A 26,347-nucleotide genomic window follows, 5' to 3' on the forward strand; every position below is an offset into this window, starting at 1 on the left:
GCCGACGAGAGGGACCGGATCCGGGTCGAGGGCCGCTCAGAGCTCGACGCGCAGCCCGTCGCTCGCGACCTCGACGTCGCCGTCGAACCCCGCCTCGCGGACGCTCCGGGCCATCTCGCGCTCCCGACCGCCCGTGTGCGGGTAGAGGTGCGACAGGAGGAGCGTGTCGACGTCGACGCCCGCGAGCGACGCGCCCAACTGCGTGGGGTTCGGGTGGTTCGACACGTCGGTGCCGTCCGGGAACGAGCAGTCGTGGACGAGGAGGTCGCTTCCGTCGGCGAACGACGCCATCCCCGCGAACGCTTCGGTGTCGCCGGAGAGCGCGAGCGGGCCGTCGGTGGGGTCGACGTCGGAACTCGGCGGCGAGAACCGGTAGGCCAGCCCCGCCATCGAGTGGCGCGTCTCCCGGGCGGCGACGTCGAACCCGGCCGCCGCGAACGGGCGCGCCGCCGACACCTCTCGGACCGCGAGGTCAACCCGCCCGTCGAGGTAGTCGTGGACGTCGAGGAGGCCGTCGACGAGCGATTTCGTCCCCGCGGGGCCGACCACTTCGAGGTGTTCGGCCCCCGCGAGCCACCGGGCCTTCAGCAGGGGGAGGAGGGCGGCGACGTGGTCGAGGTGGTGGTGCGTGAGGAGGACGGTCGAGACCCCCTCGTAGCCGGTCTCGGTGCCCGCGAGCCGCTGGAGGACGCCGCTGCCGCAGTCGACGAGGAGGGAGCGCTCGCCGTCGTCGAGGAGGTACCCCGCCTGCGCGCGGTCGGGCACCGGCATCGCGCTGCCGGAGCCGAGGACGGTGAGTTCCATCAGTGGCGGGCCCTCGCTCCGGCGTCGGGTCGCGCCGGCCCTCCGTCGGCCCCGGGCTCGCGTGGCGGTCCCCCTCCGGTTCGACGTCCGTCTCGCTCGCGCGACATCGTGGCTAACCGACGGTGACAGGCACGGTTAACTGTGTTGCGACGTCGCGCCCCGCTCGATGCGGGACCGCCGCGAGACCGGCCCGGAACCGACCGCATTCGTCGGCCGACCGCCCCCCCCGCGGAACGGTTATGTGTCCCGACCGAAAGGGTCGGGGTATGTCAACGCACGTCGCGGTCGTCGGCGCGTACGGGAGCGCCGGCGTCGCCGCCGCCGAGCGGCTCGCGGACGACCCCGATATCGAGCTGACGCTGATCGACGACGGCGACCCGGGCGGCGGGCTCTGCATCCTCCGCGGCTGTATGCCCTCGAAGGAGGTGCTGTCGGCGGCCGAACACCGCTTCGCGGCGCGACACGACGACCGGCTCTCCGGCCCGCTTCCGGACGTCGACCTGGAGGCCGTCGTGGAGCGGAAGAACGAGCACACGTCGAACTTCGCCGCCCACCGCCGCGCCGCCGTCGACGAGCTCGCGGAGCGCGAGGGTGTCAAGTTCCTCCGCGACACCGCGCGGTTCGTCGACGACCGCCGCCTCGCGGTCGGCGACCGAACGATCGAGCCGGACTACGTCGTGATCGCGACGGGCTCGACGGTGAACCTCCCGTCGCTGCCCGGCATCGACGACGTCGAGGTGACGACGAGCGCGGACGTGCTCGACGCGACCGACTTCGGCGACTCCGGCGTCGTCATGGGGTTCGGCTACGTCGGCATGGAGCTGGTGCCGTACCTCAGCGAGGCGGCGGGGATGGACCTCACCGTGATCGAGCACGACGCCCGGCCGCTCGACGAGGCCGACGCCCCCTTCGGCGACGCGCTGCTCGACTACTACCGGGACGCGTTCGACGTCGAGGTGCTCACCCGCGCGACGGAGCAACGCGTCGAGCCGACCGACTCCGGCGGCGTCAGGCTCCACGTCGACCGCGACGGAGAGGAGACCGCGATCGAGGCCGACCAGCTGTTCGCGTTCACCGGCCGTCGCCCGGCGCTCGACCGTCTCGGGCTGGAGGAGACGCGCCTCGACCCGGGGCAGGGGTGGGTCGACGACGCGATGCGGGCCCGCGGCGACGACCGCGTCTTCGTCGTCGGCGACGCCAACGGGAAGGAGCCGATCCTCCACGTCGCCAAGGAACAGGGGGAGACGGCGGCCGAGAACCTCCTGCGGCACCGCGACGGCGACCCGCTCGTCGACTACGAGAACGTCCACCATCACGTGGTCTTCTCCGGTCTCGGCGTGCTCCCGTTCGCCCGCCTCGGTCACTCGGCGGCGTCGGCAGAGGCCGCCGGCCTCGACCACCGCGTCGTCACCCGCGAGGCGGCGGACGACGGGGTGTTCAAGACCAAGAACGTCCCGGAGGGGCTCGCCCGGCTCGTCGTCGGCGCCGACGGGACGGTCCTCGGGTACCAGGGGCTCCACTACCACGCCGACGCGATGGCGAAGACGATGCAGGTGATAATCGAGACCGGAATGGACGTCAGGGACGTGCCCGACCGCGCGTACCACCCCACCACGCCGGAGATCCTCGACGGGCTGTTCCGAGAGGCGTCGGCGACGCTCGGGGAGTAGCGCCCGTCTCGGCGAGCTGCGGCGCCGCCTACTTGATCAGGAACACCGGCACGTTCGCGTCGTCGGCGACGCGGTCGGAGACGCTGCCGAGCGACCGGATACGCTCGCGCGGCGACTTCCCCTCCGGACTCATCACGATCACGTCGATCCCGCGCTCGTCGGCGTACGAGACGATCTCCGTGTCGGGCGTCCCCCGGAGGACGCTCGTCTCGACGTCGATCCCTGCCTCCTCGGCGCGCTCGGCGACGGCGGCGACCGCCTCCTCCCCCTGCGTCTCCAGGTCCTCGACGATCTCGTCGTGGAGGTCGCCGGAGTTCGCGGTCGCTATCCGTTGATCGACGACGTACAGCGCGTGGACCGTCGCGTCGTGGTCGCTCGCCAGCCGCAGCGCGTGGTCGAGCGCGCGGTCGACAGCCTCGCTCCCGTCGGTCGGCACCAGGATCTCGTCGTACATACGCCAGGGTTCGACGGGCGGGCCAATAACGATGGGGCCTCGGACCCGATGTCCGGAAACGCGGTCGGCGGGTCGACCGCCGCCGCCCGCCGCCGTCTACCGCCGCCGCCCGCCGCCGTCTACCGCCGCTGCCCGCCGCCTATTCGACCCTCCACTCGCCGCCGAGCTCGTGGCGCCGCATCGACGTCGCCTCCCCGTCGCGGAAGCGGCTCACGCGCCCCGTCTCCTCGCTCAGCGTCACCGTCGCCACGACTTCCGGCCGGACCGACGTCTCGATCGCGCTCATGTGTCGCGACCCCATCCACGGCTCGTAGCCCACGTCGTCGACGAGCTGGGACTCGCCGCTCCGGGTGCCGAGGTCGCGGAAGCGGACCATCTGCTCCTCGATCTCGCCGTCGACGGCGACGACGACCCCGCCGTCCTGCTCGACGCTCACCGACCCGACCGCGTCCACGAAGGCGTCCTCGTCGAACACCGACGCGCAGCTCTCGCGGGGCCACCGGTTGTCGCCCATCGGGTCGGCGTACGCGCCGTAGCCGCGGTCGGCGACGACCGCGAAGTACAGCCCCGGCCCCTTGACGTGCGGCTCCTCCCAGCCGTCGAACGCGACGCTGACGTGCTCGGCGCAGTAGGTCAGCCGGTCGACGACCTCGCGGACGCGCTCGTGGGCGCCGTACTCGATCGCCAACCGGCTCATTCCGCCTCCCCGCCGTGCCGCCCGCGACTCTCCTGAACGCTCATATCTCCGAGAAGGAGGCGGGCGTATATAAGGGACACCGAGTCGGGCCGGGGAGACGCCGCGTCACGCCGCGAAGGGCGACCGCCTCGCCCCTCCCGCCGCCCCGATCGACTGCGCCGCCTTCATCCCCACGGCGAGAACACCCGCGCGTCGAACCGGTCCGCGCGGACGAGTCCGACGCCGAACGCGGCGGCGACGGCGACCGGCAGGAGGTTCCCGTACCAGAGGTTGATCCCGCCCCAGAGGATCACGAAGCTCACCATGTCGTCGAGCATGAACTCGCAGTCGCGCAGCCGGTCGCGGAGCGTCGTCCCCGCGAACGCGCGGTCGAGGGTGACGACCGCCACCGTCGCCGAGACCACCCAGCCGGCGTAGTTCGAGAGCGGGACGCCGTAGAAGCTCCCGCCGCCGAAGCTCCAGAAGCCGAGCGCGACCGCGCCGGGGTCGAGGACCACGTCCATCGCGACGACCGCGGCGATCACGGTCAGGAGGCGGAGCCAGCCGTTCGAGGCCCGCGGGCCGAGGAGCAGGAGACAGAGCAGGTAGGCGTTCACGACGAGCGGGATGAAGAAGACCGGGAGCGCGACCGGCACGCCGGCGAGCATCGGCCCGAGGTCGACCGTGTACTCGAAGTTCCCGTACGGCCACCCCGTGGCGACGCCGACCAGCTCGATGGCGTAGGTGTACGCGATCAGGACGCCGACCCACCCGAGCGCACGCCGGTCGAGCGCGGGGAGGGTCCCGACGACGAGCGGCGAGCGCATCACCAGCACGCCGAACAGCACGAACCACGGGTGGAAGGCGAGCGGCTCCGGCACCCACCCCTCCGCGCTGCCGACCAGGGCGACCGCGCCGACGAGCGGGAATAACACGGCGATGGTGAACCGGTTCTCGCGGACGGTCCGGTCGAGGAGCGCCTCGGCCCCGCGGCGCGTGTCGGGGAGCCGCGCGCGGAGCGCGTCGACGCCGGACGCGCCCGACTCCGCGGACCCCGCCGGCCCGGCCGACCCGCCCTCGTCGCTCACGCGAGCACCTCCGTGACCGGGTAGACGCGCCAGAGCCCGCCCATCGCCAGCAGCGTGCCGACGGCGGTGTTCAGCGCCGGGAACCACCAGTACGCGCGGTCGACCGACACCGACGACGCGGCGACCCACGCGACGAAGACCGGGTAGACGCCGAGCAGCGCGCCGAGCCGGAGGTCGACCGCGGCGAACGCGGCCGCGGCGACGACCCAGCACGCGAAGCAGTAGGCGTACGTCCGCCGCTCCCCGAGCAGCGTCGCCGTCGTCCGGATCCCGGCGGCCCGGTCCGGCTCGATGTCGGGGATCGCGGAGAACGTGTGCATCCCCATCGTCCAGAGCCACGCGCCCGCGAGCGCCGCGAGCGGCGGGTGGGCGCCGGCGACGGTCGCGTACGCGGCCGCGCCGGGGAGAATATAGAGGCCGTTCGAGGCCGAGTCGAGGAACGGCGTCGTCTTGAACCGCACCGGCGGGGCGCTGTAGCCGACCGACAGCAGGAGGAACCCGGCGAGGTACGGCCACGCGACCCGCGGCGTGACCGCGAAGGTGGCGAGCCCCGCGAGCGCCGACGCGAGCACCGCGAGCGCGACGAGCCGGCTCCCCTTCCAGCGCGCCTCGCGGTCCTCTTTCTTCGGGTTCAGCTCGTCGATGTCGGCGTCGAACGCGTCGTTGACGCCGTAGAGGAAGACGTTGGCGGGCACGAGGAAGTACGCCGCCAGCGCGACGGTCGTCGGCGTGAACAGCCCGCTCACGTCGCCGATCCCGTACGTGACCCCGACCGCGACCGGCCCCGCGAGGTACAGCCAGAAGCGCGGCCGCGATAGCACCAGCAGGTACCGGAGGTCGCCGGCGATCGACCGTCGGTCGGCGTCGGTCGCTGTGCGGGTCACGGCGTCGCTCACGTCGGCTTCGAGACCGCCTCGGCCGTTATCTGTCCGCTGATGAGACACATCGGGACGCCGATGCCGGGCGTCGTCGTCGACCCCGTGAAGTAGAGGCCGTCGACCGCGTCGGACTCGTGGGGCGGCCGGAGCAGCGAGGTCTGCCGCAGCGTGTGCGCCAAGCCGAGCGCGCTCCCGCGGTAGCTGTTGTAGCGGTCGGCGAAGTCGTCGACGCAGAACGTCTCCTCGAAGACGATCCGGCCGCGAAGCTCCGTCTCGGTGTTCTCCGCGATGTCGTCCAACACGAGGTCGCGGTACTCCGCGCGCAGTTCGGGCGTGTCCTCCAGCCCGGGCGCGATGGGGACCAGCGCGAAGAGGTTGCTGTGTCCCTCGGGCGCCACGGTGTCGTCGGTCTCGGAGGGGACGCAGAGGTAGTAGGCGGGGTCGTCGGGCCACGAGGGGTCGTCGAAGATCTGCGCGAAGTGGCCGTCCCACGCCGTCGGCAGCACCAGCGTGTGGTGTTCGAGGTTGGGCACGTCGCCCTCGACGCCGAGGTACAGCAGGAACGCCGAGGGGGCGTACGTCCGGGACTCCCAGTACTCCTCCGTGTACTGGCGCTTGCGCGGCGGTAGCAGCTCCTGTTCGGTGTGCGCGTAGTCGGCGTCGGAGACGACGAGGTCCGAGAGGTAGCGCTCGCCGTCGGCGGCGTCGACCGCGAACCCGCCGCGGCGCCCCTCGATCCCCGTCACCTCGGCGTCGGTGACGTACTCCACGCCGAGGTCGTCGCCGAGCTCGACGATCCCGTCGACGACGGCGCCGATACCGCCCTCGGGGTAGTAGACGCCCATGTTGTAGTCCACGTGACTCATCAGGTTGTACAGCGCCGGGGTGTTGTACGGCGAGCCGCCGAGGAAGACGAGCGTGTACTGCATCAGCTGCTGGAGCTTCGGGTGGTCGAAGTAGTCCTCCACGTGCCCCTGCATCTTCCCGAGCAGCGAGAGCCCCCACGAGTACCGGAGCACGTCCTTGTCCACGTAGTCGCGCAGCCGCGGGCGGTCCTCGTACACGAAGTGCTCCATCCCGATCTCGTAGGTGCGCTTCGACTCCTCCAGGTACGCCTCGAACGCGTCGCCCGCGCCGGGCTCGTACTCCTCGAACAGCTCCCTGTTCGCCTCGCGGTCCGGGAGCACGTCGACCTTGTCGCCGTCCTTCCAGAACACGCGGTAGTGGGGATCGAGCCGCTCCAACTCGTAGAACTCGTCGGGCGAGCGCCCGAAGTGGCCGAAGAACCGCTCGAACACGTCCGGCATCAGGTACCACGAGGGGCCCATGTCGAACCGGAAGCTGTCGGCCTCCAGGCGGCTCGCGCGCCCGCCGAGCTGCTCGTTCTTCTCCAAGAGGGTCACGTCCGCGCCGGCGTCCGCGAGGTAACACGCGGTCGAGAGGCCGCCGAACCCGCCGCCGATCACGACGACGGATTCGCCGGCCACGGCGTCGATGTCCGGGGCCACGTCCATGTGATCTCGTAGGGTCGGAAGGGGTATAAATACCGGCCAGACGCGGCGGGGCGGCGCCGACGCGATCCGCGGGCGGCCGCCGATCCGACGCGGCGAGTGGGTACGCCTAAGTCGCCGACGCTCCTACCGATTCCCACATGGATCCGACGGTCGCGATCACCGGCGCAACGAGCGGGATCGGGCGGGCGGTGGCCGAGGCGTTCGTCGACGCGGGGGCGTTCGTCGCCGTCTCCGGCCGCGACGGCGACGCCGTCGATCGCACCGTCGCGGAGCTGAACGGCGACGGCGGTCAGGGGGAGGAGGCGGTCGGCGCAACGGCGGCCGACGACGGCGAGGAGAGCCACGACGCCGGGACCGCGTGGGGCGAGCGCGTCGACGTCCGCGACGAGTTCGACCTCGAGCGCTTCTTCCAGCGGGCCGCTCGCGAGGGCGGGCCGATCGACGTCGTGCTCGCGAACGCCGCCGTCTTCCACGGCGCGCCCGGCGAGAGCCCGACGGACGCGCTCTCGTACGCCGACTACGACGACACCATGCGCACCAACGCCCGCGGCGTCTTCGCGACGGTCAACGAGGCCGTCCCCCACCTCGCCGACGACGCGCGGGTGATCGTCCCCTCGGGGTCGGTCGCCCACGAGTCGACGCCCGGCATGGGCGCGTACGCGGTCTCGAAGGCGGCGGCCGAGGCGGTCGCCCGCGGGTTCGCCGCCGACCTCGACGCGGCGGTCGGCGTCGTCGACCCGGGGCTCGTCGCCACCGACCTCACCGGGAAGGAGCGCGCCCGCGAGCCCGAGAGCGTCGCGCCGCTGTTCGTCTGGGCGGCCACCGAGGCGCCCGCCGAGGACCTGAACGGCGAGCGGTTGGGGCTGCGCGAGTGGAAGAAAGCGACGCGATAGGACTCGATCGAGTTCGGATCGACAGTCAAAACCTCTAACGCCCCAGCCGCTCGGCTGTACGCGTTCGCTGACTCGACGGTGAACACCTCCAAAGCCCCAGCCGCGAGGACTCGCGCGGCTCGGTGCGCTCCTCGCTCAGTCGCTACCGCTCCTTCGCTGCGGTGCTTCCGTCGCCGTACTTCGTCCTCGCGGCTGCCCCTTTGAGTCCCGCCCGACCACACCGCAACCGCGCCTCACGCCTCCCCAGCCTCGCGGCTCCCTTCGGTCGCCGCGTCCCTCGCGCGTGCACCTCGCGCCCTACGGGCGCTCGGCGGCACGCGCCACCGCGGCCGTTCTTTATAAGTAATCGTCGTCGTCCTTGAGGATATTTAAACATCGTCTCACTGATTCCGTGACCCGACCACCGAGAATTATCCCTCGGTCGGCCGAACGAGGGGTATGGCACTCGCGGACCCCGACCTCTCGGGCTCGACGGCGTTCATCACCGGGACGACCCGCGGCATCGGCAAGCAACTCGCGCTCGCGCTCGCCGACCGCGGCTGTAACGTCGTCTCGACGGGCAAGACGACCGACGACGACGACTCCGAGCTGGAGGGGTCAGTCGAGCAGACCGCCCGCGAGGTGCGCGACCGCGGGGCCGAGGCGCTCGCGCTCGAACTCAACCTCCGCGACGAGGCCCGCGTCGAGGCGGCGGTCGAGGAGTCGATCGACCGCTTCGGCGAGGTCGACGTCGTGATCAACAACGCGAGCGCGATCCAGCTGGCGAATATCGCCGACCTGCCGGCCGACCGGTTCGACCTCCTGACCGACGTGAACGTCCGCGGGACCCACCTCGTCGCGCACGCGTTCGCGGACCACCTCGCGGGGCTCGACGAGGCGTGGTTCCTGTCGAACTCGCCGCCGGTCGTGACCGACCGCTCGCCGGGGAAGGCGCCGTACGCGTGGTCGAAGCTCGGGATGTCGTTCGTCACGCTCTCGCTCGCCGAGGAGCTGGCGAGCGACGACGTCGGCTGTAACACGTTCTGGCCGGTGACGACGATCGACACCCGGGCGACGCGCTACTTCGGGCTCGGGACCGAGGACGACTGGCGCACCCCGGAGGTCGTCTCCGACGCGGTGCTCGAGATCCTGGCGCGCGACCCGGCGGAGTGCACGGGCGAGAGCTTCTACGACGAGGAACTGCTCCGCGAGGCGGGCGTCACCGACTTCTCGGCGTACAACCTCACGGAGGGCGACCCGGCGCCGATGTCGGCGCGGCTGTTCGATCCCGAGTTCGAACGCGAGGCGTGACTGCGTCGCGGGCGCGGCGCCGACACGTCGCCGGCACCGACACTGCCCGGAGCCCGTCGCGACCGGCCCTCACTCCGTGACCGCCGCCCGGATCGCGGCGGTCGCCGCTTCCGGGTCCTCGGCGGCGGTGATCGCCGAGACGACCGCGACGCCCGCCGCGCCGGCGGCGGCCACGGCGCCCGCGTTGTCGGCGTCGATCCCGCCGATCCCGATCACCGGGAGCTCGACCGCCCGCGCGATCTCCCGCACGCGCTCCGTTCCGACCCCGTCTTTCGCGTCCGGCACGTCCTTCGTGCGCGTCCCGTACACCGCGCCGACGCTGACGTAATCGGCTCCCGCCTCTGCGGCCGCCCGCGCCTCCGCGACCGTCGACGTCGAGCGCCCGACGACGGCGTCCTCTCCGAGCAGGTCGCGCGCCGCCCCGGTAGGGAGGTCCGACTGCCCGAGGTGGACACCGTCGGCGTCGACCGCGGCGGCGACGTCGACACGGTCGTTGACGATCAGCGGGACGCCCGCGTCGGCCGTGAGACCGCGCACGCGCTTCCCGACCTCGTACCGCTCCGCGTCGCTCGCGCCCTTCTCGCGGAGCTGTACGGCGTCGACGCCGCCCGCGAGCGCCGCCTCGACGACCGTCTCGGTGTCGCGACCCGCCGACCGGCTCGCCTGCGTCACGAGGTACGTCCGCCACTCAGTGGGATTCATTAGTGGTATATTCTGGTGGTCGCCGTGAAAAGCTGTCGTTCGGGCGCGGTCGCGCGCTGGTCGGGGCCGGTCCCCGCGCGGATCGAGACCGTCCCCGCGACCCGCCGCGGTGGACAGACCCAAGCCGCCCCGGTTCCAACCGACGCCGATGCGCTCACGACTCCGGGCGGCGGCCGCGCGGCTCCGGGCCGGCCTCTCCGGGCTCGGGTCGGCGGCGACGAGCGCGGGCGGGCGGGGCTGGTCGTCAAGCAGTCGCTGATTGTGGCCGCGCTGCTCGTCGCACCCATCTTCGCCGGCTACGTCCTCGGCGCGGAGCGGCTGGTCGCCCTCGTCGGCGGCGACGGGGCGGCGCTGTCCGCGGGGACCACCTACCTTGTCGTCACGGTGCCCGCGCTCGCCTTCGAGTTCTTCAACGTCACCAACCCATCCCTAAAGGGGTGGGCTTGTCGGTGGACTCCCGTTCTGGCCGACCCTACTGGGTGGCAGGCGAGTAGCCGCCATTCACGTTCAGCGTCCCCGACTTCAGGGCGAGGTGACGTGTCGCCCCTCCATGCGGAGACTTTTGCCCCGCACGGAGTAGCCGAAATCCGATGTTCTTCGCCGCGTTGTAGTCCGCGTTGACCTCGTAGCCGCACTTCTGGCAACAGAACTTCGCTTGCGACTGGCGGTTCTCGTCCAGCGTCGTCCCGCACTTCGAACACCGCTTGGACGTGTAAGCCGGATCCACCTGCGTGGCTTCGATACCTTCTGCTTCGGCCTTGTACGCCACGTAGTCGTACAGACGTCGGAACGCCCACACATGGAACTTCTTTGTTCCCGGCATCCGGTCGCGGATGTCCGTCAACTCCTCGAACGCGATCCGGTCGCAATCGTGTGCGACGGCTTCTTGGACGATAGCTTTCGAGATACGATGGAGGTAGTCCTCTACCCAACGCATCTCGCGGTCGCCCATCCGTTCGATCGTTCGATGAGCCGACTCCGTGCCCGTCCGTTGAAGATCGCCACGCACGCGTTCGTACTCTCGACGACGGTGATTGAGGTAGTCACCGCTCCAGAACATCCCGGTCGACGTGACAGCGATCTGTTCGATACCGAGGTCGACGCCGAGGACTGTGCTGTTCTCGGTGTCGCCTTCGTCCGGTATCTCGGTCTCCACGTCGGCCTTCGTTCCAATATGGAGGAAAAACGTGTCCGTCGCGTCGCGGTACTGGAGCGTCGCACCTGTGATCTCGTACTCGTCGTTACGGAAGTACGTCGTCTGCGGGTTGTCGCCTTCCGGCGGAAGAACGTATTCGGCTTCGATACGCCCGTTTACTGTGGAAAGGGACACATGGTCGTCGTGGAACGTCGCACTCCGTTTGTCGTACCGGACGGAAGGCGTCGTGAAGTGCGGTTGTGACGCCTTCTTACCGTTCTGCCACCGAGCGACGACGCTCTTGATGGCTTCGGCGGCCCGATTGCGTGCGGATTGAACGAGATTCGCTTGGAGGCGCGTCTGTTCGCGCACGTCGGAGTACGTCCGGTCGTGGAGTTTGTTCTTGGACGTGGGTTTATAATCGTCCTGCCATGCGTCGCGGACGACGTAGTTACACGCCCACAGATACTCCTCGACGGTTTCCTGGAGGAGAGTCGCGTCGCTGTCGTCCACATCGAGTTTGACGACGACCGTGCGACGCACCTCCGCCATACTTCATAAGAGTAGGTAAGATTTATAACTACTACGGTGCCCTGGGGGAGTCAGACTATCGTTTCTCGGTGGCTATTTCCCACCACGTCGGCTTCCTCCCACTGTTAAAACCGTGGGTTTCCGGCTTGCTGTCCTATGATCGCAAGCCGCACCTACGCCGGCGTCGGCGACACGTTCACCCCGATGGTGGTCCGGGCCGGCGGCGCGCTCCTCAACGTCGTCCTCACCGTCTGGCTCGTCCTCGGCGTCGGTGGACTGTACGCGGCGGTGATCGCGGAGAAGCTGGTGCCGGCCGGGCTGAACCTCGCGCGATTTCGGTCGAACCGGTGGCAGGCCGTCAGCCGGCAGTACCGGCCGGACGCGGCCGAGGGCGACGCGCCGGTGGAGTAGCCCGAGGGCGACGCCCCCGGACTCGCCGGTCGGCGGCCGTCGTTGACCAGTTACTGGTCGTCGTCCGCGACCGACTCCAGCACCTCGACGCTCCCGGTGAGCTGCCGGTGGACGTACGGCATGTCGATGCCGGCCTCGTCGAACGCCTCCTTCACCGCGGTGACGTACTCCGAGCGCACCCGGACGAAGTCGCCGCGGTCCGGGTCCGAGATCCACCAGCGCGACTGGAGTCCGACGGCGGAGTCGCCGAGCTCGACGAGCCGGACCGAGACGCCCGGGTCGTCGAGGATCTCCCCGTGGGCCTCCGCCTTCTCGACGATGATGTCGGTCGCCTCCGCGATGTCGTCGTCGTAGCCGATGCCGAAGACGAACTTCTGACGCAGCGTCTCGTACGCCACCGGGTTGGTGACGGCGTTGTTCGCGAGGTCGCCGTTCGGCACCGTGACCCGCTCGTTGTCGAACGTCCGGACCCGCGAGACGCGCAGGTCGATGTCCTCGACGCGGCCGGCGTTCCCGTCCCACTCGATCCAGTCGCCGACCTCGAACGGCTTGTCCTTCAGGATGAAGATCCCGGCGACGAAGTTGCCGAGGAGGTCCTGCGCGGCGAAGCCGACCGCGAGCGCGATGGCGCCGCCGAAGACGGCGAACGCCGAGAGGAACGCGCCGTAGCCGGCCATCGTGAACCCGATGGCGATCGCCGCCACCCAGACGACGGCGTTCGCCACGCTCGACGCGAGGCTCCGGACGGCGCCGTCGAACCCGCGCGAGCCCAACACTCGCTCGACCGCCGGCACGAGCACGACCTTGCCCAACAGCAGCACACCGACGAACCCGACGAGGAACAGGGCCACCGAAAACAGGATCCCCGTCAGGGCCGCGCTCAATCCGGCACCGCCGAACTGTAGTGGTAGCATCACTCACCCATTCGGAGGGGTATTTAAAGAAGCTACTGGCAGCGCAGTTGTTTATCCGGGGTCGAGCGCCGGTGTCGGCGGCGGGGTCCGCCCTCGTCTCAGTCGCCGCGGACCGCCAGCGGCCCGTCGCCGCGAGCGACCCCGCGGAGCCGCCGCCCGTGGACGTCGCCCGCGCGGATCCGGTCGCGGACCGTCGCCGGGATCCACGCGTCGCGGTCCGTCGGCGGGGGCGCGGGGTCGACGCCCGCCGGTCGGAGGTCGTCCGGGAGGTATCGCGCGTAGGTCGGGAGCCGCTCGCGCAGCGGCATCCCGCCGGCGTCGGCGACCGCGCGGAGCCCGTCGAGGTCGGGCCACTCGTAGGCGGGGTTGATGTAGTCGTCCGTCACCGGCGAGACGCCCCCGAGGTCGTCGATCCCGCAGTCGACGAGGTCGGCCGCGGGCGAGAGGTTCGGCGGCACCTGCACGGACACCTCGGGCGGGAGCGCGGCCCGGGCCATCGCGACGACCCGGCGCATCGTCTCCAACTCGGGCTTCGCGAACTCCGACCGCTCGTTCGGGACGACGTTCTGCACGATCACCTCCTGAATATGGCCGTGGCGCTCGTGGAGCTCGCGGATCGCGAGCAGGCTCTCCGCGCGGTCGCGCCAGCCCTCGCCGATGCCGACGAGGATGCCGGTGGTGAAGGGGACGCCCTGCCGACCCGCCGCCCGGATCGTGTTGAGTCGCTGGCCGGGGGTCTTCCGACGTCCCCCGCTGTGCGCGTCGACGTCGGCGGTCGTCTCCAGCATGACGCCCATCGAGGCGTTCACCTCGCGCAGCGACGCGAACTGTGCTTCGGTGAGATCGCCCGGGTTCGAGTGCGGGAGCAGCCCCTCCTCCAAGGCGATCTCGCAGGCGCGATAGAGGTAGTCGTGGACCGAGTCGAACCCCCACTCGTCGAGCGTCTCGTGGATCCCTGTGTACCGGTCGTCCGGGTCGTCGCCGAAGGTGAACAGCGCCTCCGTGCAGCCCGCGTCGGCGCCGACGCGGCAGCGCTCGCGGACCTCCTCGGGCGAGAGCAGGGAGGCCTCACCGGGGACGTCGTAGTAGGTGCAGTAGGTGCAGGTGTACCGGCAGGCGGTCGTCAGCGGCACGAAGACGTTCCGGGCGAAGGTGAGCCGCTCGGCGGGGTCGACGTCCGCAGGCGTCACCGAGAGCAGCCGCTCGACGCGCTCGGCGTCGATCGACAGGTCGATCCCGTACTCGTCGGCCGCCGTGAACACGTCCGCTCCTCACGCTCGCGGTTCAAAAAGGATCGCGGTCGCGGATCCGGGCGCGGTCGCCGTCCGGATCCTCACTCCCGCTCGACGCCGACCCGTCCGTCCGTCGCGTCGAGCGCGAAGCCGGCGTCGCGGAGCCACCGCGCCGCCCTCCCGCCGTCGGCGTCGTCCCCGTCGTCGGCCTCGGCGTGGATCAGCACCTCCGCGAGGTCCGCCGGCTCGTCCACGTCGGTCGCGAGCCGGTGGGAGTCGACGACCGCGACGCTCGCCCCGATCTCCGCGGCGATCCGCCGGTGGTCGAGGTAGGAGGCGCCGTGGTAGTCGACCCGGAACGCCGGGTGTCCGGCGACGAACGCGTTCGTCCCGCCGCCGCGACCGGGCGCGATCGCGACGTCGGCCTCGCGCCCGGCCGCGAACAGCTCCCGGAGCGCCGCCGGCGTCGCGAGCGCGAGGTCGGCCATGACGACCGCGACGGGGTTCGGGTCGTCAGCGTCTCCCTCGTCGCCATCGCCTCCGAACCGCGCGTCGAGCGCCGCGTTGACCGCCTCGGTCAGCGGGCGCTCGTCGACGTCGACTGGACACGCGAGGCCCGCGTCGACCGGACCGGTGGCGAGCACCCGCGGTTCGCCGCCGGCGGCCCTGACCGCGTCGAGGACGTCGCGGAGCATCGCCCGCGCGAACGCCGCCCGCTCGTCGGGGTCGAGGACGGCGGAGAGTCGGGACTTGGGGCGGTCGGTCGAGAACGGGACGAGGACCTCCATCGGGAGGGTCGCCCTAGAACAGGGATTCCAGCTCGTCGCTGTCGTCGCTGACGAGCTCGTCGAGGTTCTCGTCGCTCTCCTCGCGGATCTCGTCGAGGTTGTCCTGCGCCTCGATGGCGACCTGCTGGAGCTCCTTGATCCGCGGGACGTTCGTGACGCCCGCCAGCAGGATCACCGTCGCGACGAAGCCGGCGCCGCGGTACGGGTAGTCCCCGCCGCGGACCTCCATCGAGCCGGTCTGCTCTTCGAGCCACTTGCGACCGCGCTCGATACCCTTCCGGTTGAGGTACTCCGGCGGCCCCGCGAGCACGAGCAGCGCGCGCTCCGCGCCCTCGATCTCACACGGGAGCGTGAGCCGCCCCAGCGCCGCCTTTCGGACGAGGCTGGTGATGCGGTTCGTGGTGTGCGCGCTGTCGAGTTGGTCCTCGCCGTTGTCGTCGCGCAGCCGCGAGAGCAGCCCGCCCGAGCTGCGCTCTTCGACCTCCTCCTCCGCGTAGCCGACGGTGGAGACGCCGCCGCCGGCGAGCGTGTTGATGATCTCCGAGGAGTCGACGACGCTCTCGGCGACCTCCTGACCCTGCTGGATCTCGCCGGCGCCGAACAGAATTCCGAACCGCCGGACGATCTCCTCGTTGATCTCCGCGTAGCCGCCCTGGACGGACTCGCCCGTCTTCCGCCAGGCGTCGTTGTCGAACACCATCAGGTTGTCCACCTCGCGGACGAACGTCTGGAACGACCGTGCCGCGTTGAGGGTGTAGATCCCGCCCTCGTCGCTGCCCGGCAGGATGCCGAGCCCGTAGACGGGCTCGGTGTAGATCCGCTTGAGGTGTTTCGCGAGCACCGGCGCGCCGCCGGAGCCGGTGCCGCCGCCGAGCCCGGCGACGACGAGGAACGCGTCGACCTCGTGGACCGGGATCGAGTCGATGGCGCCCTGCACCTCGTCGATGTCCTCCTCGGCGATCTCCGCGCCGAGCTCGTTGTCCGCGCCGACCCCGTGGCCCTTCACCCGGGACTGCCCGATGAGTACGCGCTGGTCCTCGGCGACGTGCTCGAGGCCCATGAGATCGGCCTTGGCCGTGTTGACGGCCGCGGCCGCGCGGACGATCTCCGACCCCGTCCGCTTGTCGTACTCCAGGAACTTGTCGACGACTTTTCCCCCCGCCTGTCCGAATCCGATCATTGCAAGTTTCATCGTGTGCTCCCTCGGCCTTTGAAAAGAACAGAACGTGAAGGCATATTTAAGCCTTCGGTTGCCGTTACCATCGCTGATATCCACCTGCGTGACACGAACGGCGCCGCGGCTCCGGCGACGACCGCCGAATCGCCGCTCCGTCCCTCGATCGACCTCGTCATCGGACGCCGAGATGCGCGCCGAGCGTTGTCAGTTCGTCGGGGTCGACGCCGAACGCGGCGACGTCGTTGTCGGCCGTCGTGTTGTCGAACTGTAACGATCGGTACTGGTCGGGCCCCATCGGGAAACCGGGGACGGCGCCGAGCACCGTCAGGCCGATCCGCGCGAGCGGCATCGGCAGCGGCACGATGGTGACGCCCTTGCGCTCGGCCTCGTACACGAGGTCGGTCACCTCCCGGAGCGTCAGCGTCTCCGGGCCGCCGATCTCGTACGTCTCGCCGACGTGTTCGTCCTCTTCTAACGCCGCCACCAGCATCGGGACGAAGTCCTCGACGTGGATCGGCTGGAACCGGGTCTTCCCGCCGCCGGGGAGCGGATACAGCGGGAGGCCGGGCGCGAACATCCCCTTCAGCCGCTTGGTGAACGAGACGAACTCCCCGCCCTCGCCGAAGACGACCGACGGGCGGAATATCGTCCAGTCGAGGCCGCTCTCGCGGACGATCTCCTCCGCCTGCCCCTTCGAGCGGATGTACGCCGTGTCGCCGTCGGGGTCGGCCCCGAGCGCGCTCAGCTGGAGGAACCCCTCGACCCCGCCGGCCTCGGCGGCGTTCACGAGGTTCTCCGTGCCGCCGCGGTGGATCCGGTCGTGCATCGCGTTGCCGCCCTTCGGTTCGAACAGCGGCGAGAGCGCGACGAGGTTCACCACGGCGTCCTGCCCCTCGACCGGGCCGGCTACCGAGTCGTAGTCCGTGACGTCGCCCCTGACGACGTCGACCCCCTCGGGCGTCTCGCTTCCCGAGCGGGAGAGGGCCGTCACGTCGTGGCCCCCCTCGGCGAGCGCGCGACAGAGGTACGACCCGATGAATCCGGTCCCGCCTGCGACCAACACCTTCATGCACGGAATAAGGCGAGGAACCCCCGTAAACCTACCGCGGCGTCAGACGCCGCCGCGCCGAGCGGCGTCGCGGTCGGCGGCGCCCGCGGGCGAGCGCTCTCGGGTCGGCGGCCGCCTCACTCGGAGTCGTCGCCCGGCACCGTCAACACCGGGACGGGGGAGGTCCGGACGGTCCGCTCGGCGACGCTCCCGAGCAGGTAGCGCTCGACGCCCGTCAGCCCCCGTGTGCCCATGACCACGAGATCGACGTCGTTGTCCGCGAGGTACGACCGGATCCCGCGGGCGGCCGACGAGCCCACCTCGACGCGCTCGACCGTCTCCACGCCCGCCTCTTCGGCGACGGCGGCGGCCTCCGCGACCGTCTCCTCGGACGCCGACACGAGCGCGTCGGTGCCCGAGTACGCCTCGGCCCCGATGGTCCCGACGTCGACGACGGAGAGCAGGTGGAGCGTCGCGCCGCTCCGGGCCGCCAGCGACACGGCGCGGTCGAGCGCCTCGGCGGCGCGCTCGCTCCCGTCGGTCGGCACGAGGACGTTCCGGTAGGGGTACCGCGCCGGCTCGCCGTCGGGCCGGAGACTGAGCACCGGGACCGGCGACCGGCGCACGACGCGCTCGGTCGTGCTCCCGAGGAGCAGGCGGTCGAGCCCCGTCCGCCCGCGCGTCGGCATGGCGATCAGGTCCATTTCGTGGTCGGTCGCGTAGGCGACGATCGTCTCGTCGACCCCGCCCTGGAGCACCGCCGTGACCGCCTCGACGCCGCGGTCCGCGGCACGCTCCGCGGCCGCCTCGACGACGTCCTCGCCCTCGCGTTCGAGCACGTCGACCACGTCTCGGCCGACCCGCGTGACGCTGTCGTGGGTCGTGTCGGCGACGTTGAGGGCGTGGACCGTCGCGTCGTGGTCCGCGGCCAGGTCGAGGACGTGGTCGAACGTCGCGTCCGCCCCGTCGCCGCCGTCGGTCGGGAACAGGATCCGGTCGAACATGCGCGGAGAGTCGCGGCCGACGCTTAAAAAACGCCGCGGCCGTCGGCGCGTCCTACTCGCCGTCGCCGTTTCCGTCGGTGCCGCCGTCCGCTCTGCCACCGCCGTCGCCGTCGATCCGGTCGATACGCACCGTCGAGATCCGGGCGCCGTCCACGGCGGTGACCTCGAAGCGATGGCCCCCGGCCTCGGCGATGTCGCCCGATTCCGGCGTGCGGCCGAGCCGGTCCAGCACGAGCCCGCCGAGGGTGTCGTACCCGTTCCCCTCGAGGTCGGTCCCGAGCGCGTCGTTGACGACCGAGAGGGAGACGGAACCGTCGGCCTCGTACGCGCCGCCCTCGCGGGCGCGGATCGTGTGCTCGCCCCGGCCGTCGTCGAACTCGTCCCGGAGGTCGCCGACGAGCGCCTCCGCGATGTCCTCGACGGTGACGATCCCCTCGAAGGCGCCCCACTCGTCGACGACGGCGGCCATCTGCCTGTGCTCCTCGCGGAACTGGACGAGGAGGTCGCCGATCGCCGTCGTCTCGGGCACGACGACGATCTCCCGCCCGAGGTCCGCGGCCGTCGCCGACTCGTCGCCGGCCTCGCCGGCGCGCAGCACGTCTTTCACGTCGACGAAGCCGACCACGCGGTCGGCGTCCTCGTCGGCCACGACCGGGTAGCGGGTGTGTCCCGCCTCCAGCACGGTCGCGCGGATCTCGGGGAGCGTCCGGTCGGCGGCGAGCGTCACCACGTCCGGCCGCGGCACCATCACCTCCCGGACGACGGTGTCGTCGAGCTCGAAGACGCCCTCTATCATGTCGACCTCGCCGGGGTCGACGTGACCGGCCTCGCCCGAGCGCGCGAGGACGCGCCGGATCTCGCGTTCGCCCATCGTCTCGTCGGTCTCCGAGGCGGGCGGGACCCCGATGGCGCGCGTGAAGGCGTTCGCGGCCCCGTTGAACACGACGATGCCGGGAGAGAACAGGTAGTAGGAGAGCTTCATCGGCGGGGCGAGCAGCAGCGCCATGCGCTCGGCCTGCGCGATGGCGATCGTCTTCGGCGCCAGCTCGCCGAACACCACGTGGAGGAACGTGATGACGCCGAACCCGATCGCGAACGCGACGAGGTGGACCGCGCTCTGCGGGAGCACGGACCCGAGCGCCGGCTCGATGAGCGCGGCCACCGCGGGCTCGCCGATCCACCCGAGCCCGAGCGAGGCGAGCGTGATCCCCAGTTGGGTCGCCGCGAGGTAGTCGTCGAGGCTCCCCATCACGTCCTGGAGCGCGCCCGACCCGGGGCGGCCCTCCGCGGCGAGCTGCTCGACCGAGGTGGACCGAACCCGGACGAACGCGAACTCCGAGGCGACGAAGAAGCCGTTCAACGCCACCAACACCAGCGCGGCGGCCACTCGGCCGACGGAGATCGCGACGTCTACCATCGGTGCCTCCGGGCGGAGTGCGGCGCGGGGGAGTGGCTGACCATAGCGACGGTTCGTCGGCGGACCACTAAAAAGGGACACGTCGCGCCCTCGGAACCCGGTCCGTTTATTCCCCGGCGCGTCCGAGCGCGACCATGCTGATCACGCTGGAGGGGCTCGACGGGAGCGGGAAGACGACCGTCTGGGAGGCGCTCCGCGAGCGCCACCCGGACGCGACGTTCACCCGCGAGCCCACCGACAGCTGGTACGGGGAGGCCGTGGCCCGGTCGATCGCGGCCGACGACGCCGACCCGCTCGCGGAGCTGTTCCTGCTGACCGCGGACCACGCGAACCACCTCTCCGGGACGGTTCGACCCGCCCTCGCCGACGGCGACCTCGTCGTCTCCGACCGCTACTCCGACTCCCGGTTCGCGTACCAGGCCGCGACGCTCGCCGAGAGCGGCGTCGCCCTCGACGGCCGCGACCCGCTCGAATACATACAGGAGATCCACGCGCCGTTCTCCCGGCCGCCAGACGCGACGGTCTACCTCGACTTGGACGCCCGGACCGCCGCCGAGCGCGCGGGCCGCACGAACAAGTTCGAGCAGGACGGCTACCTCGCGGCGGTCCGAGACAACTACGAGCGGCTGATCGACGCGGAGCCGGACCGGTTCGTGCGCGTCGACGCGACGCGGTCGTCCGAGGACGTCACGGCCCGCGTCGCGGCGGTCGTCGCGGATCTGGTCGAGGAGTAATTCGCAACTCCCCTACTGCGTCTCCGGCAGCTCGTACTCCTCCGGCGAGGGCACGTAGAGGTAGTCGATGGCCGCGCCGAGCACGACCGGGAGGAAGACGAGCAGTCCGAAGAGGACGGTCGTGCTGCCGAGGTTGACGCCGGCGCCGACGTTGAGCGCGCCCGTGAACACGAGCGTCGAGATCAGGAGGAGCATCGGCGTCAACACGATCGTGTACACCACCGACCCCCACGACGTCGACAGTCGAAGCCGGAAGAAGCGGGTCGTCACCCCGGCGACCAGCGTGTGGAACGCCACCAGCGCGAGGAGGCTGACGAACCCGAGCAGCGCGAGCATACCTCCCGTACGGGCTCCCGGCATTTGCCCCTATCGCCCCGGCGCCGCGGATCCCCCGTTCGAAACGCGGTCAGAACGCGCCGTCGTTCCCCTGTTGGCGCGCCGCCGACAGGAGCCCCGCCACGGGGTCGACGTACTCGTACCCCGGAATGACGCCCTGCACGTAGGTCCCCTCGACGAAGTCGATCAGCGCCCCCGCGTCGTCGACGCCGCGCCGCTCGTTGACATCGGTCAGCTCGAACTCGACGGTGATCTCGTCGTCGCCGACCGCGACGGTCGGGTCGAACTCGCGGTCGGCACGCGTCACGCCGCCGACGTCGACGACGCGGAGCTCGAACGTCTCGGTCCACCCCTCCTCGACCACGTCGGCGACCTCGTCCGCGGTCGCCGCCGAGAGCGTCGGCACCCGGACGGTCACCGCGAACCGCACCCGGCCGTCCGCGGCGGGCTCGGCGCGCACCTCGCCGTCGAACGCGGTCGTTTCCGAGGTCCACGCGCCGGCCTCGTCGGCGGGCTCGAAGGAGCCGTGGTCCGCGAACGCGCGGCGGACCCGACCCGGCAGCTCTGTCTCGCTCATACCGAGTGGGAGGCGCGGCGAGACCAAAAGCGCGTTGCGTCACCGGTAGTGGCACGCGGGGCCGATACTGGTGCGCCTTTGTGTCCCGACGGCCAACGCCGGGTATGGAAGCGCAGTTCCTCTCGACCGAGGCGCTCGTCGAGGCGCTCGCGGACGCCCCGTTCGACCGCCCGCCGGCCCTCGTCAGCAACGCCCACGTGACCGGACTCGGCGTCGCCCGCGCGCTCGACGCCCACGGCGTGCCCGTGATCGCGCTCGACCGCGTCGACGACGGGGGCGGGGACGGCGGCGACGCCGCCGCGGTCCCCCACGACGGCCTCGCCCCGCCCTCGGACGCGGTCGACTTCGCGGGCGCGGTCACCTACCCCCTCGACGACCTCGACGGGTTCCGCGAGGACGTGGAGGCGATCGTCGACGCCGCCGGGACCGAGGCGGTCGCGTTCGGCTGCATGGACGAGTGGGCGCTGGCGTACGCCGAGGCCGACCCCGAGGGCGTCCGGCTCCCGTTCGCCGGGATCGACACGCTCGACGACGTGTTGAACAAGTCGGAACTGTACGCGACCTGCGAGGCGCTCGGCGTGCCGTACCCCGAGACGTACCGGCTGGAAGAGACCGCCGACGCGGCGACGCGCGAGCCGGACGCGACGGTCGAGGAGGCCGCCGAGGCGCTCGATTTCCCGCTGGTGGTGAAACCCGAGCTCAAGCGCGACTTCGAGGAGGCGTTCGGCACCAACGTGATCGAGGTCGCCGACCGCGGGGAGTTCGCCGACGTGGTGGCGGCCGCGAGCGACGAGGGGATCGCCGTGATGGCCCAGAAGCGCGTCGACATCGCGACCGGACGGGACCACTCGCTGGCCTCCTACGTGCCGCCGTCGGGGACCGACGACGCGCTCGGGGTCGTGGGCAACGCCGCGGTCCGGTACCCTCGACAGTTCGGCACCTCCTGTCTGGTCGAGACGGCCGACGAGCCGGCGATCCGGGAGCGCGCGCTCGCGGTGCTCGACGACGCCGGCTACCACGGGATCAGCGAGTCGGAGTTCGTCTACGACGCCGACCGCGGGGAGTTCCTCCTGCTGGACGTCAACACCCGCCCGTGGAAGTGGATCTCGATGCCCGTCGCCGCGGGGGCGAACCTCCCGATGGCCGCCTACGCCGCGGTCACCGACGCGGAGTACGAGTCCGAGGGCGTGGAGCCGACCCGGTGGGTGTACCTCCGGGACTACCTCTCGCTTTTAGCGGGCGACGACGCCTTCTGGGACCAGCTGTCGCCCGCCGACTGGCGGCGGCTCGTCTCCGGCGCGTTCGAGCGCGAGGGCGGCCTGACGACCGGGGTCTATCGGCCCACCGACCCCGGCCCGGCCGCGAAGCTGTTCGAGACGGAGTTCGTCGACCGCGACTACTACTGCTCCTGTTGAGCGGTCGGCGGTTATCCCGCTGTTGCGGGTAGTGAAGCCCCGCTCGATATCTCCGCGGGCTACGCGTCTGAGCGCATGCGGTCGCGCTGCCACATCGAAGAGACCATTACCGCACGCCCTGATCCAAGAGCCACTCCCTCCGACGAGAGCGTGAGCCGACTGCGAGGAGCCCCCGGACACGACGACCACTGCACCACACTCCCGCCCGCCATCTCATGACGAACGTTCTGCAACCCGTGTTCTACGGCCTCTTGGCGGGGATCTTCGGAACGGTCCTGATCGGGTTGCTGTCTCGGAACCTACAAGCGGTCGTGAACGGGATCGCGTCCCTCGCCGTCGCCGCCCTTCCGACGCTCACCGAATTCGCGATCGCGTTCAGCGGCGGGGCTGACGTCGCGTTCGGCCCCGCGCTCTCCGCGTGGATCGCCGTCGCGGGCTTCCTCCATATGCTGGGGATGCTGGGATGGTACGACACCGTTTCGTGGTGGGACCATCTCACACACACCGTCTCCGCCGCTCTCGTCGCAGCACTCGTCTACGCGACCCTCCAGACCCCGGCCGCGCTCGGATCGCACGTCACGGGCCCCTACGCGGTCCTTTTCACCCTCCTGTTCACGCTCGGCGCAGGCGTCGTCTGGGAGCTCGTGGAACTGGCCGCCCGCGAACTCGGCGAGTACATCGACAGACCGCCGGTGCTCGAATACTACGGGCTACGCGATACGGCTCTCGACATGGCGTTCAACGGGGTCGGCGCCGTCGCCGTGGTCGCGCTCGACGTCCGGGTATTCGTGTCGGTCGTAGCGCAGATCCCACGGATCGCCGAAACGGCCGTCGTCGGGGGAACCGTCCTTCTGTTCGTCGGCGCACTCGCTCTTGGACTCGCTCTCGAGGCGGTTCGAAACGCCGCAACCGATACCGAATGAAGAGTCGGCGCCGTTGAAATCCGCGGCCCCCGATACAGATAGCGCGTCGAACGCGGAATTACGACGTCGACGGCGACATCTGGATGTTGAGGCTCTTCTGGACGAGCTGGGTGAACGCCATCGAGCAGAGGAAGTACCAGAGGATCCACATCTGGATCGGGCCGACGATGCCCGTGTCCCACGTGACGGTCCCGGCGAGCGGCACGACCAGCTCCTGGGCCGCGATCTCCGGGTACGCGGAGTCGGAGCCGCGGTAGCCGATCACCCAGAACATCCACAGGAACGCCGGGATGGTGAGGAACATGATCCACACCATCGGGCGGAACTGCTCTTTGAACATCCCGAGCTGGTCGCCCATCGCGTCCATCTGCTCCTCCTGGATGGCGTCTAACGCCGCGTCGTCGTCGCGCTCCTTCGCCTCCTTGCGCCGCTCCTGGATGTCCTGCATCCGCTCCTGGTACTGGCTCATCTTCTCCATGTCCATGAGCCCCGCGCGGAGCAGCGTGGAGTACATCCCGGTCCCGAGCGCGATCACCATGATGACGACGTAGAAGGGCACGACGTTCAGCAGCGGGCCGAGGACGACGTCGATCGCCCCCGCGATCGTGTCCCGGACGGGGCCGACGGCGTACCCGACGAAGGCGCCGACGGTCGCGACGGCGGCGAGCTTGTCCCACTTCGTCCACGACGTCGTCTCCGGTGTCTCGACGTCGCTGCCGCCGCCCCCGCCGTCCCCGCCGTCACTGGTCATCCCCGCCTCGATCCCGTCGGGGTCGGCCAGCGCGAAGCCGCGCTCGCCGTCGACGAGGATCTCCTTCTCGATGAGGCGGCCCCACTGGCCGCTGGTGATCTCGTCGCGGACGTCGACCCACTGGACCTCGCCGTCGGTGGCGCGGTCCAAGACGACCTCCAGGGCGTCCCGCATCTCGCCGTCCTCGTTGACGAGCGAGCGGACTCTCCGTTCGACCTTGCTCATTATCGGTCGGTTAGCGGTCGACGGTTAAGAACCTTGTAGGATCGCCGGCGCGGGTCGCCCTCGGGGGAACGCGGTCCTCTCCGAGGGGGCGCGTTCTCCTTACGCCTCGACGACGTCGCGGATCCGGTCGAAGACCTCGTCCGGCGTCGCCTCGCCGTCGACCTCGACGAGGACCCCCTCGTCGCGGAAGTGGTCGACCACGGGCTCGGTGTTGTCGTAGAACACCTGGAGCCGCTCGCGGGCGGTCTCCTCGGTGTCGTCCTCGCGCTGGATCAGCTCGCCGCCGCACTCGTCGCAGACGCCCGCCTCCTCGGGGGGTTGGAAGTCGACGTGGAAGTTCGCGCCGCAGTCGTCGCACACCCGGCGGCCGGTGAGCCGGTCGACGAGCACCTCCTCGTCGACGGCGAGGTAGATCACGGCGTCGAGGTCGGTGATCTCGGAGAGGTACTCGGCCTGTTCGAGGTTGCGCGGGTAGCCGTCGAGCACGAACCCGTCGGCCTCCTCTAGCGCGGCCTCGACGATCTCGTTGACGACCGGGTCGGGGACGAGCTCGCCCGCCTCCATGAACGAGCGCGGCGTCCCGTACTCCGTCTCCATGTCCTTGTTCGCGCGGAGCGCGTCGCCGGTCGTGACGTGCTCGACGCCGTACTCCTCGGCGAGCTTCGCGCTCTGCGTCCCCTTTCCGGCGCCGGGCGCCCCCAGCAGAAGAATTCGGTGACTCATACCGGAGCGCTCGCCCGCCGCACGTAAAGGCTTGAAGATCCCGGCGAGCGAGGGGCGCCGGGAGGCGGTCGCCCCGCGGGCGCGGCGGCGGCGCTACGCCCCGTCGCCCCCCTCGCCCTCGTTCAGCCGGAGCCCCATCTCCAGCTCGAAGCTCTCGGCGTCGGAGGTCTCGAAGCCGATCTTCTTGTACAGCGAGACGGCCGCGCGGTTCCACCGCTCGACGGTGAGCCACACCTTCCGGACCCCCTCGGCCTGCCCGTGGCCGAGCAGCCCGCGGATGAGGTGGGTGCCGATCCCGGCGCGCTGGTACTCCTGGTGGACGAAGATCGCCAGCTCGTAGGCGTCGCCGTCGGGCACCAGCGTCGCGTGGCCGGCGACCTCGTCGCCGCACCACGCGATCACGTTGTAGCAGTCGTCGCCGAGGATCGCGTCCAGCCACTCCCGGATGCGCTCCTCCCCGCCGGGGGGGATCCCCTGCGCGCGGTCGGCCGGGTCGAAGGCGTCGTACATCGCGACGAGCGACTCGTAGGCGCCTTCGGTGCCCTCGTACGGTCTGACCTCGACGGTCCGGTCCTCCCGATCGGTGAACTCGGTGGGAGGGACGGGGAACTCGTCGGCGACCGCGTCCGGGTAGCGTCGGTCGCTCATCTGACCAGCGTGACCGATGTCTTGGCGTTCAACAGGACGAACTCGGCGATCGGTCCGATCGTGATCTTCCCCATCGGGCTCGTGTGCCCCCCGCCGAGGACGATCTCCTCGAACTCCTCCGTCTCGGCGATCTCCACCAACCGGCTCCCGGGATCGCCCTCGACCCGTCTCACGTCGGCGTCGATCCCCGCGTCGTCGATCGCGTCTCGGGCCCGGCGCACCAGTTCCTCGGGGGCGACCTCCGAGTCCTCGTTGTCGACCACGGCCACCGTGAGGTCGTCGTTCGCGACCGCCGCCCGCTCGACGGTCCGATCGAGCGCGCGGAACGAGTCGTCGCTGCCGCCGATCCCGCAGAGCACCTTCATACGACGCACGTCCACACGACGGTA

General features: G+C 70.8%; 28 protein-coding genes and 1 pseudogene. 8 read left to right on the top strand and 21 right to left on the bottom strand.

Going from position 1 to position 26,347, the window contains the following annotated elements:
- Positions 1 to 36: 36 nt before the first annotated feature.
- On the bottom strand, positions 37 to 804 hold the full coding sequence (locus tag B4V04_RS11625; protein WP_498231782.1) for an MBL fold metallo-hydrolase: 768 nt from the start codon (positions 802 to 804) through the stop codon (positions 37 to 39).
- 266 nt (positions 805 to 1,070) lie between these two features.
- Between B4V04_RS11625 and B4V04_RS11630 the strand changes: the two genes are divergently transcribed.
- Positions 1,071 to 2,474, top strand: a complete 1,404-nt coding sequence (locus B4V04_RS11630) for a dihydrolipoyl dehydrogenase family protein (RefSeq protein WP_498231784.1) — start codon at positions 1,071 to 1,073, stop codon at positions 2,472 to 2,474.
- Positions 2,475 to 2,502: 28 nt separating this feature from the next.
- Here the strand turns inward: B4V04_RS11630 and B4V04_RS11635 are convergent, their stop codons facing one another.
- The 5 genes from B4V04_RS11635 to crtID all read right to left on the bottom strand — a co-directional run bounded on the left by B4V04_RS11635 (position 2,503) and on the right by crtID (position 7,084).
- The gene (locus B4V04_RS11635; protein ID WP_498231786.1) at positions 2,503 to 2,928 is read right to left on the bottom strand and encodes a universal stress protein; all 426 of its coding nucleotides are present in this window, start codon (positions 2,926 to 2,928) and stop codon (positions 2,503 to 2,505) included.
- Positions 2,929 to 3,067: 139 nt separating this feature from the next.
- Positions 3,068 to 3,625, bottom strand: a complete 558-nt coding sequence (locus B4V04_RS11640; RefSeq protein WP_498231788.1) for a hypothetical protein — start codon at positions 3,623 to 3,625, stop codon at positions 3,068 to 3,070.
- Between the two features lie 164 nt (positions 3,626 to 3,789).
- On the bottom strand, positions 3,790 to 4,692 hold the full coding sequence (gene cruF / locus B4V04_RS11645; RefSeq protein WP_498231790.1) for a bisanhydrobacterioruberin hydratase: 903 nt from the start codon (positions 4,690 to 4,692) through the stop codon (positions 3,790 to 3,792).
- On the bottom strand, positions 4,689 to 5,588 hold the full coding sequence (locus tag B4V04_RS11650) for a prenyltransferase (RefSeq protein ID WP_498231792.1): 900 nt from the start codon (positions 5,586 to 5,588) through the stop codon (positions 4,689 to 4,691). The genes cruF and B4V04_RS11650 overlap by 4 nt, the downstream gene beginning before the upstream one ends.
- Positions 5,585 to 7,084 (bottom strand): bifunctional phytoene desaturase/3,4-desaturase, encoded by a 1,500-nt coding sequence (gene crtID, locus B4V04_RS11655; RefSeq protein WP_498231794.1) that lies wholly within the window; start codon positions 7,082 to 7,084, stop codon positions 5,585 to 5,587. Before crtID ends, B4V04_RS11650 begins: the two co-directional genes overlap by 4 nt.
- A gap of 137 nt (positions 7,085 to 7,221) precedes the next feature.
- Between crtID and B4V04_RS11660 the strand changes: the two genes are divergently transcribed.
- Positions 7,222 to 7,977 (top strand): SDR family oxidoreductase, encoded by a 756-nt coding sequence (locus B4V04_RS11660; RefSeq protein ID WP_498231796.1) that lies wholly within the window; start codon positions 7,222 to 7,224, stop codon positions 7,975 to 7,977.
- Positions 7,978 to 8,415: 438 nt separating this feature from the next.
- Positions 8,416 to 9,267, top strand: coding sequence for an SDR family oxidoreductase (locus B4V04_RS11665; RefSeq protein WP_498231798.1), 852 nt, complete (start codon positions 8,416 to 8,418; stop codon positions 9,265 to 9,267).
- A gap of 69 nt (positions 9,268 to 9,336) precedes the next feature.
- Here B4V04_RS11665 and thiE read toward each other — a convergent pair whose 3' ends face one another.
- Positions 9,337 to 9,969, bottom strand: a complete 633-nt coding sequence (gene thiE / locus B4V04_RS11670; RefSeq protein WP_498231800.1) for a thiamine phosphate synthase — start codon at positions 9,967 to 9,969, stop codon at positions 9,337 to 9,339.
- A 210-nt stretch (positions 9,970 to 10,179) separates the two neighbouring features.
- Between thiE and B4V04_RS11675 the strand changes: the two are divergent.
- Positions 10,180 to 10,384: pseudogene (locus B4V04_RS11675) on the top strand (MATE family efflux transporter); the annotation flags it as partial.
- 57 nt (positions 10,385 to 10,441) lie between these two features.
- Here the strand turns inward: B4V04_RS11675 and B4V04_RS11680 are convergent.
- Positions 10,442 to 11,656 (bottom strand): RNA-guided endonuclease InsQ/TnpB family protein, encoded by a 1,215-nt coding sequence (locus B4V04_RS11680; RefSeq protein WP_498231802.1) that lies wholly within the window; start codon positions 11,654 to 11,656, stop codon positions 10,442 to 10,444.
- A gap of 135 nt (positions 11,657 to 11,791) precedes the next feature.
- Here B4V04_RS11680 and B4V04_RS11685 point away from each other — a divergent pair, with 135 nt between their 5' ends.
- Complete coding sequence (locus tag B4V04_RS11685; protein ID WP_498231804.1) at positions 11,792 to 12,046, top strand: hypothetical protein; 255 nt, start codon at positions 11,792 to 11,794, stop codon at positions 12,044 to 12,046.
- Positions 12,047 to 12,096: 50 nt separating this feature from the next.
- Here the strand turns inward: B4V04_RS11685 and B4V04_RS11690 are convergent, their stop codons facing one another.
- From B4V04_RS11690 to B4V04_RS11720, 7 genes are all read right to left on the bottom strand, one after another.
- Entirely contained in the window at positions 12,097 to 12,960 is an 864-nt protein-coding gene (locus B4V04_RS11690; RefSeq protein WP_498231806.1) for a mechanosensitive ion channel family protein, read from the bottom strand.
- Positions 12,961 to 13,058: 98 nt separating this feature from the next.
- Positions 13,059 to 14,222: a 7,8-didemethyl-8-hydroxy-5-deazariboflavin synthase subunit CofG gene (gene cofG, locus B4V04_RS11695; protein ID WP_498231808.1), complete on the bottom strand. Its 1,164-nt coding sequence runs from the start codon at positions 14,220 to 14,222 to the stop codon at positions 13,059 to 13,061.
- A gap of 71 nt (positions 14,223 to 14,293) precedes the next feature.
- Positions 14,294 to 14,980 (bottom strand): 2-phospho-L-lactate guanylyltransferase, encoded by a 687-nt coding sequence (gene cofC / locus B4V04_RS11700; protein WP_498231810.1) that lies wholly within the window; start codon positions 14,978 to 14,980, stop codon positions 14,294 to 14,296.
- Between the two features lie 13 nt (positions 14,981 to 14,993).
- The gene (locus B4V04_RS11705; protein WP_498231812.1) at positions 14,994 to 16,172 is read right to left on the bottom strand and encodes a tubulin/FtsZ family protein; all 1,179 of its coding nucleotides are present in this window, start codon (positions 16,170 to 16,172) and stop codon (positions 14,994 to 14,996) included.
- 157 nt (positions 16,173 to 16,329) lie between these two features.
- Complete coding sequence (locus B4V04_RS11710; protein ID WP_498231814.1) at positions 16,330 to 17,226, bottom strand: complex I NDUFA9 subunit family protein; 897 nt, start codon at positions 17,224 to 17,226, stop codon at positions 16,330 to 16,332.
- A 116-nt stretch (positions 17,227 to 17,342) separates the two neighbouring features.
- Positions 17,343 to 18,209 carry a universal stress protein gene (locus B4V04_RS11715; RefSeq protein WP_498231816.1) on the bottom strand — a complete coding sequence of 289 codons (867 nt, stop codon included), beginning with the start codon at positions 18,207 to 18,209 and terminating at the stop codon, positions 17,343 to 17,345.
- A gap of 52 nt (positions 18,210 to 18,261) precedes the next feature.
- Positions 18,262 to 19,626: a hemolysin family protein gene (locus B4V04_RS11720; RefSeq protein WP_498231818.1), complete on the bottom strand. Its 1,365-nt coding sequence runs from the start codon at positions 19,624 to 19,626 to the stop codon at positions 18,262 to 18,264.
- A gap of 134 nt (positions 19,627 to 19,760) precedes the next feature.
- On the opposite strand from B4V04_RS11720, the gene tmk reads away from it, so the two are divergent.
- Entirely contained in the window at positions 19,761 to 20,360 is a 600-nt protein-coding gene (gene tmk, locus B4V04_RS11725; RefSeq protein WP_498231820.1) for a dTMP kinase, read from the top strand.
- Positions 20,361 to 20,372: 12 nt separating this feature from the next.
- Here tmk and B4V04_RS11730 read toward each other — a convergent pair whose 3' ends face one another.
- Both B4V04_RS11730 and B4V04_RS11735 read right to left on the bottom strand, forming a co-directional pair.
- Positions 20,373 to 20,696 (bottom strand): DUF7991 family protein, encoded by a 324-nt coding sequence (locus B4V04_RS11730; RefSeq protein WP_498231822.1) that lies wholly within the window; start codon positions 20,694 to 20,696, stop codon positions 20,373 to 20,375.
- A 70-nt stretch (positions 20,697 to 20,766) separates the two neighbouring features.
- Entirely contained in the window at positions 20,767 to 21,273 is a 507-nt protein-coding gene (locus tag B4V04_RS11735; protein ID WP_498231824.1) for a DUF5813 family protein, read from the bottom strand.
- A 104-nt stretch (positions 21,274 to 21,377) separates the two neighbouring features.
- On the opposite strand from B4V04_RS11735, the gene B4V04_RS11740 reads away from it, so the two are divergent.
- Entirely contained in the window at positions 21,378 to 22,688 is a 1,311-nt protein-coding gene (locus tag B4V04_RS11740; protein WP_498231826.1) for a carboxylate--amine ligase, read from the top strand.
- Between the two features lie 215 nt (positions 22,689 to 22,903).
- Entirely contained in the window at positions 22,904 to 23,611 is a 708-nt protein-coding gene (locus B4V04_RS11745; protein WP_498231828.1) for a DUF2238 domain-containing protein, read from the top strand.
- A gap of 58 nt (positions 23,612 to 23,669) precedes the next feature.
- Here the strand turns inward: B4V04_RS11745 and B4V04_RS11750 are convergent, their stop codons facing one another.
- From B4V04_RS11750 to B4V04_RS11765, 4 genes are all read right to left on the bottom strand, one after another.
- The gene (locus B4V04_RS11750) at positions 23,670 to 24,587 is read right to left on the bottom strand and encodes a DUF106 domain-containing protein (protein ID WP_498231830.1); all 918 of its coding nucleotides are present in this window, start codon (positions 24,585 to 24,587) and stop codon (positions 23,670 to 23,672) included.
- Positions 24,588 to 24,686: 99 nt separating this feature from the next.
- Positions 24,687 to 25,310: an adenylate kinase gene (locus tag B4V04_RS11755; protein WP_498231832.1), complete on the bottom strand. Its 624-nt coding sequence runs from the start codon at positions 25,308 to 25,310 to the stop codon at positions 24,687 to 24,689.
- A gap of 93 nt (positions 25,311 to 25,403) precedes the next feature.
- Positions 25,404 to 25,958 carry a GNAT family N-acetyltransferase gene (locus tag B4V04_RS11760; RefSeq protein ID WP_498231834.1) on the bottom strand — a complete coding sequence of 185 codons (555 nt, stop codon included), beginning with the start codon at positions 25,956 to 25,958 and terminating at the stop codon, positions 25,404 to 25,406.
- Entirely contained in the window at positions 25,955 to 26,323 is a 369-nt protein-coding gene (locus B4V04_RS11765) for a universal stress protein (RefSeq protein ID WP_498231836.1), read from the bottom strand. Before B4V04_RS11765 ends, B4V04_RS11760 begins: the two co-directional genes overlap by 4 nt.
- Between the last annotated feature and the right edge of the window lie 24 nt (positions 26,324 to 26,347).

The sequence above is a fragment of the Halorubrum sp. B52 genome (assembly GCF_059752555.1).

What these genes read in the sequence shown, in the direction of transcription:
- B4V04_RS11625 (WP_498231782.1), bottom strand. Translation starts at nt 804, where the DNA reads ATGGAACTCACCGTCCTCGGCTCCGGCAGCGCGATGCCGGTGCCCGAC.
- B4V04_RS11630 (WP_498231784.1), top strand. Translation starts at nt 1,071, where the DNA reads ATGTCAACGCACGTCGCGGTCGTCGGCGCGTACGGGAGCGCCGGCGTC.
- B4V04_RS11635 (WP_498231786.1), bottom strand. Translation starts at nt 2,928, where the DNA reads ATGTACGACGAGATCCTGGTGCCGACCGACGGGAGCGAGGCTGTCGAC.
- B4V04_RS11640 (WP_498231788.1), bottom strand. Translation starts at nt 3,625, where the DNA reads ATGAGCCGGTTGGCGATCGAGTACGGCGCCCACGAGCGCGTCCGCGAG.
- crtID (WP_498231794.1), bottom strand. Translation starts at nt 7,084, where the DNA reads ATGGACGTGGCCCCGGACATCGACGCCGTGGCCGGCGAATCCGTCGTC.
- B4V04_RS11660 (WP_498231796.1), top strand. Translation starts at nt 7,222, where the DNA reads ATGGATCCGACGGTCGCGATCACCGGCGCAACGAGCGGGATCGGGCGG.
- B4V04_RS11665 (WP_498231798.1), top strand. Translation starts at nt 8,416, where the DNA reads ATGGCACTCGCGGACCCCGACCTCTCGGGCTCGACGGCGTTCATCACC.
- thiE (WP_498231800.1), bottom strand. Translation starts at nt 9,969, where the DNA reads ATGAATCCCACTGAGTGGCGGACGTACCTCGTGACGCAGGCGAGCCGG.
- B4V04_RS11680 (WP_498231802.1), bottom strand. Translation starts at nt 11,656, where the DNA reads ATGGCGGAGGTGCGTCGCACGGTCGTCGTCAAACTCGATGTGGACGAC.
- B4V04_RS11685 (WP_498231804.1), top strand. Translation starts at nt 11,792, where the DNA reads ATGATCGCAAGCCGCACCTACGCCGGCGTCGGCGACACGTTCACCCCG.
- B4V04_RS11690 (WP_498231806.1), bottom strand. Translation starts at nt 12,960, where the DNA reads ATGCTACCACTACAGTTCGGCGGTGCCGGATTGAGCGCGGCCCTGACG.
- cofC (WP_498231810.1), bottom strand. Translation starts at nt 14,980, where the DNA reads ATGGAGGTCCTCGTCCCGTTCTCGACCGACCGCCCCAAGTCCCGACTC.
- B4V04_RS11705 (WP_498231812.1), bottom strand. Translation starts at nt 16,172, where the DNA reads ATGAAACTTGCAATGATCGGATTCGGACAGGCGGGGGGAAAAGTCGTC.
- B4V04_RS11710 (WP_498231814.1), bottom strand. Translation starts at nt 17,226, where the DNA reads ATGAAGGTGTTGGTCGCAGGCGGGACCGGATTCATCGGGTCGTACCTC.
- B4V04_RS11715 (WP_498231816.1), bottom strand. Translation starts at nt 18,209, where the DNA reads ATGTTCGACCGGATCCTGTTCCCGACCGACGGCGGCGACGGGGCGGAC.
- B4V04_RS11720 (WP_498231818.1), bottom strand. Translation starts at nt 19,626, where the DNA reads ATGGTAGACGTCGCGATCTCCGTCGGCCGAGTGGCCGCCGCGCTGGTG.
- tmk (WP_498231820.1), top strand. Translation starts at nt 19,761, where the DNA reads ATGCTGATCACGCTGGAGGGGCTCGACGGGAGCGGGAAGACGACCGTC.
- B4V04_RS11730 (WP_498231822.1), bottom strand. Translation starts at nt 20,696, where the DNA reads ATGCTCGCGCTGCTCGGGTTCGTCAGCCTCCTCGCGCTGGTGGCGTTC.
- B4V04_RS11735 (WP_498231824.1), bottom strand. Translation starts at nt 21,273, where the DNA reads ATGAGCGAGACAGAGCTGCCGGGTCGGGTCCGCCGCGCGTTCGCGGAC.
- B4V04_RS11740 (WP_498231826.1), top strand. Translation starts at nt 21,378, where the DNA reads ATGGAAGCGCAGTTCCTCTCGACCGAGGCGCTCGTCGAGGCGCTCGCG.
- B4V04_RS11745 (WP_498231828.1), top strand. Translation starts at nt 22,904, where the DNA reads ATGACGAACGTTCTGCAACCCGTGTTCTACGGCCTCTTGGCGGGGATC.
- B4V04_RS11750 (WP_498231830.1), bottom strand. Translation starts at nt 24,587, where the DNA reads ATGAGCAAGGTCGAACGGAGAGTCCGCTCGCTCGTCAACGAGGACGGC.
- B4V04_RS11755 (WP_498231832.1), bottom strand. Translation starts at nt 25,310, where the DNA reads ATGAGTCACCGAATTCTTCTGCTGGGGGCGCCCGGCGCCGGAAAGGGG.
- B4V04_RS11760 (WP_498231834.1), bottom strand. Translation starts at nt 25,958, where the DNA reads ATGAGCGACCGACGCTACCCGGACGCGGTCGCCGACGAGTTCCCCGTC.
- B4V04_RS11765 (WP_498231836.1), bottom strand. Translation starts at nt 26,323, where the DNA reads ATGAAGGTGCTCTGCGGGATCGGCGGCAGCGACGACTCGTTCCGCGCG.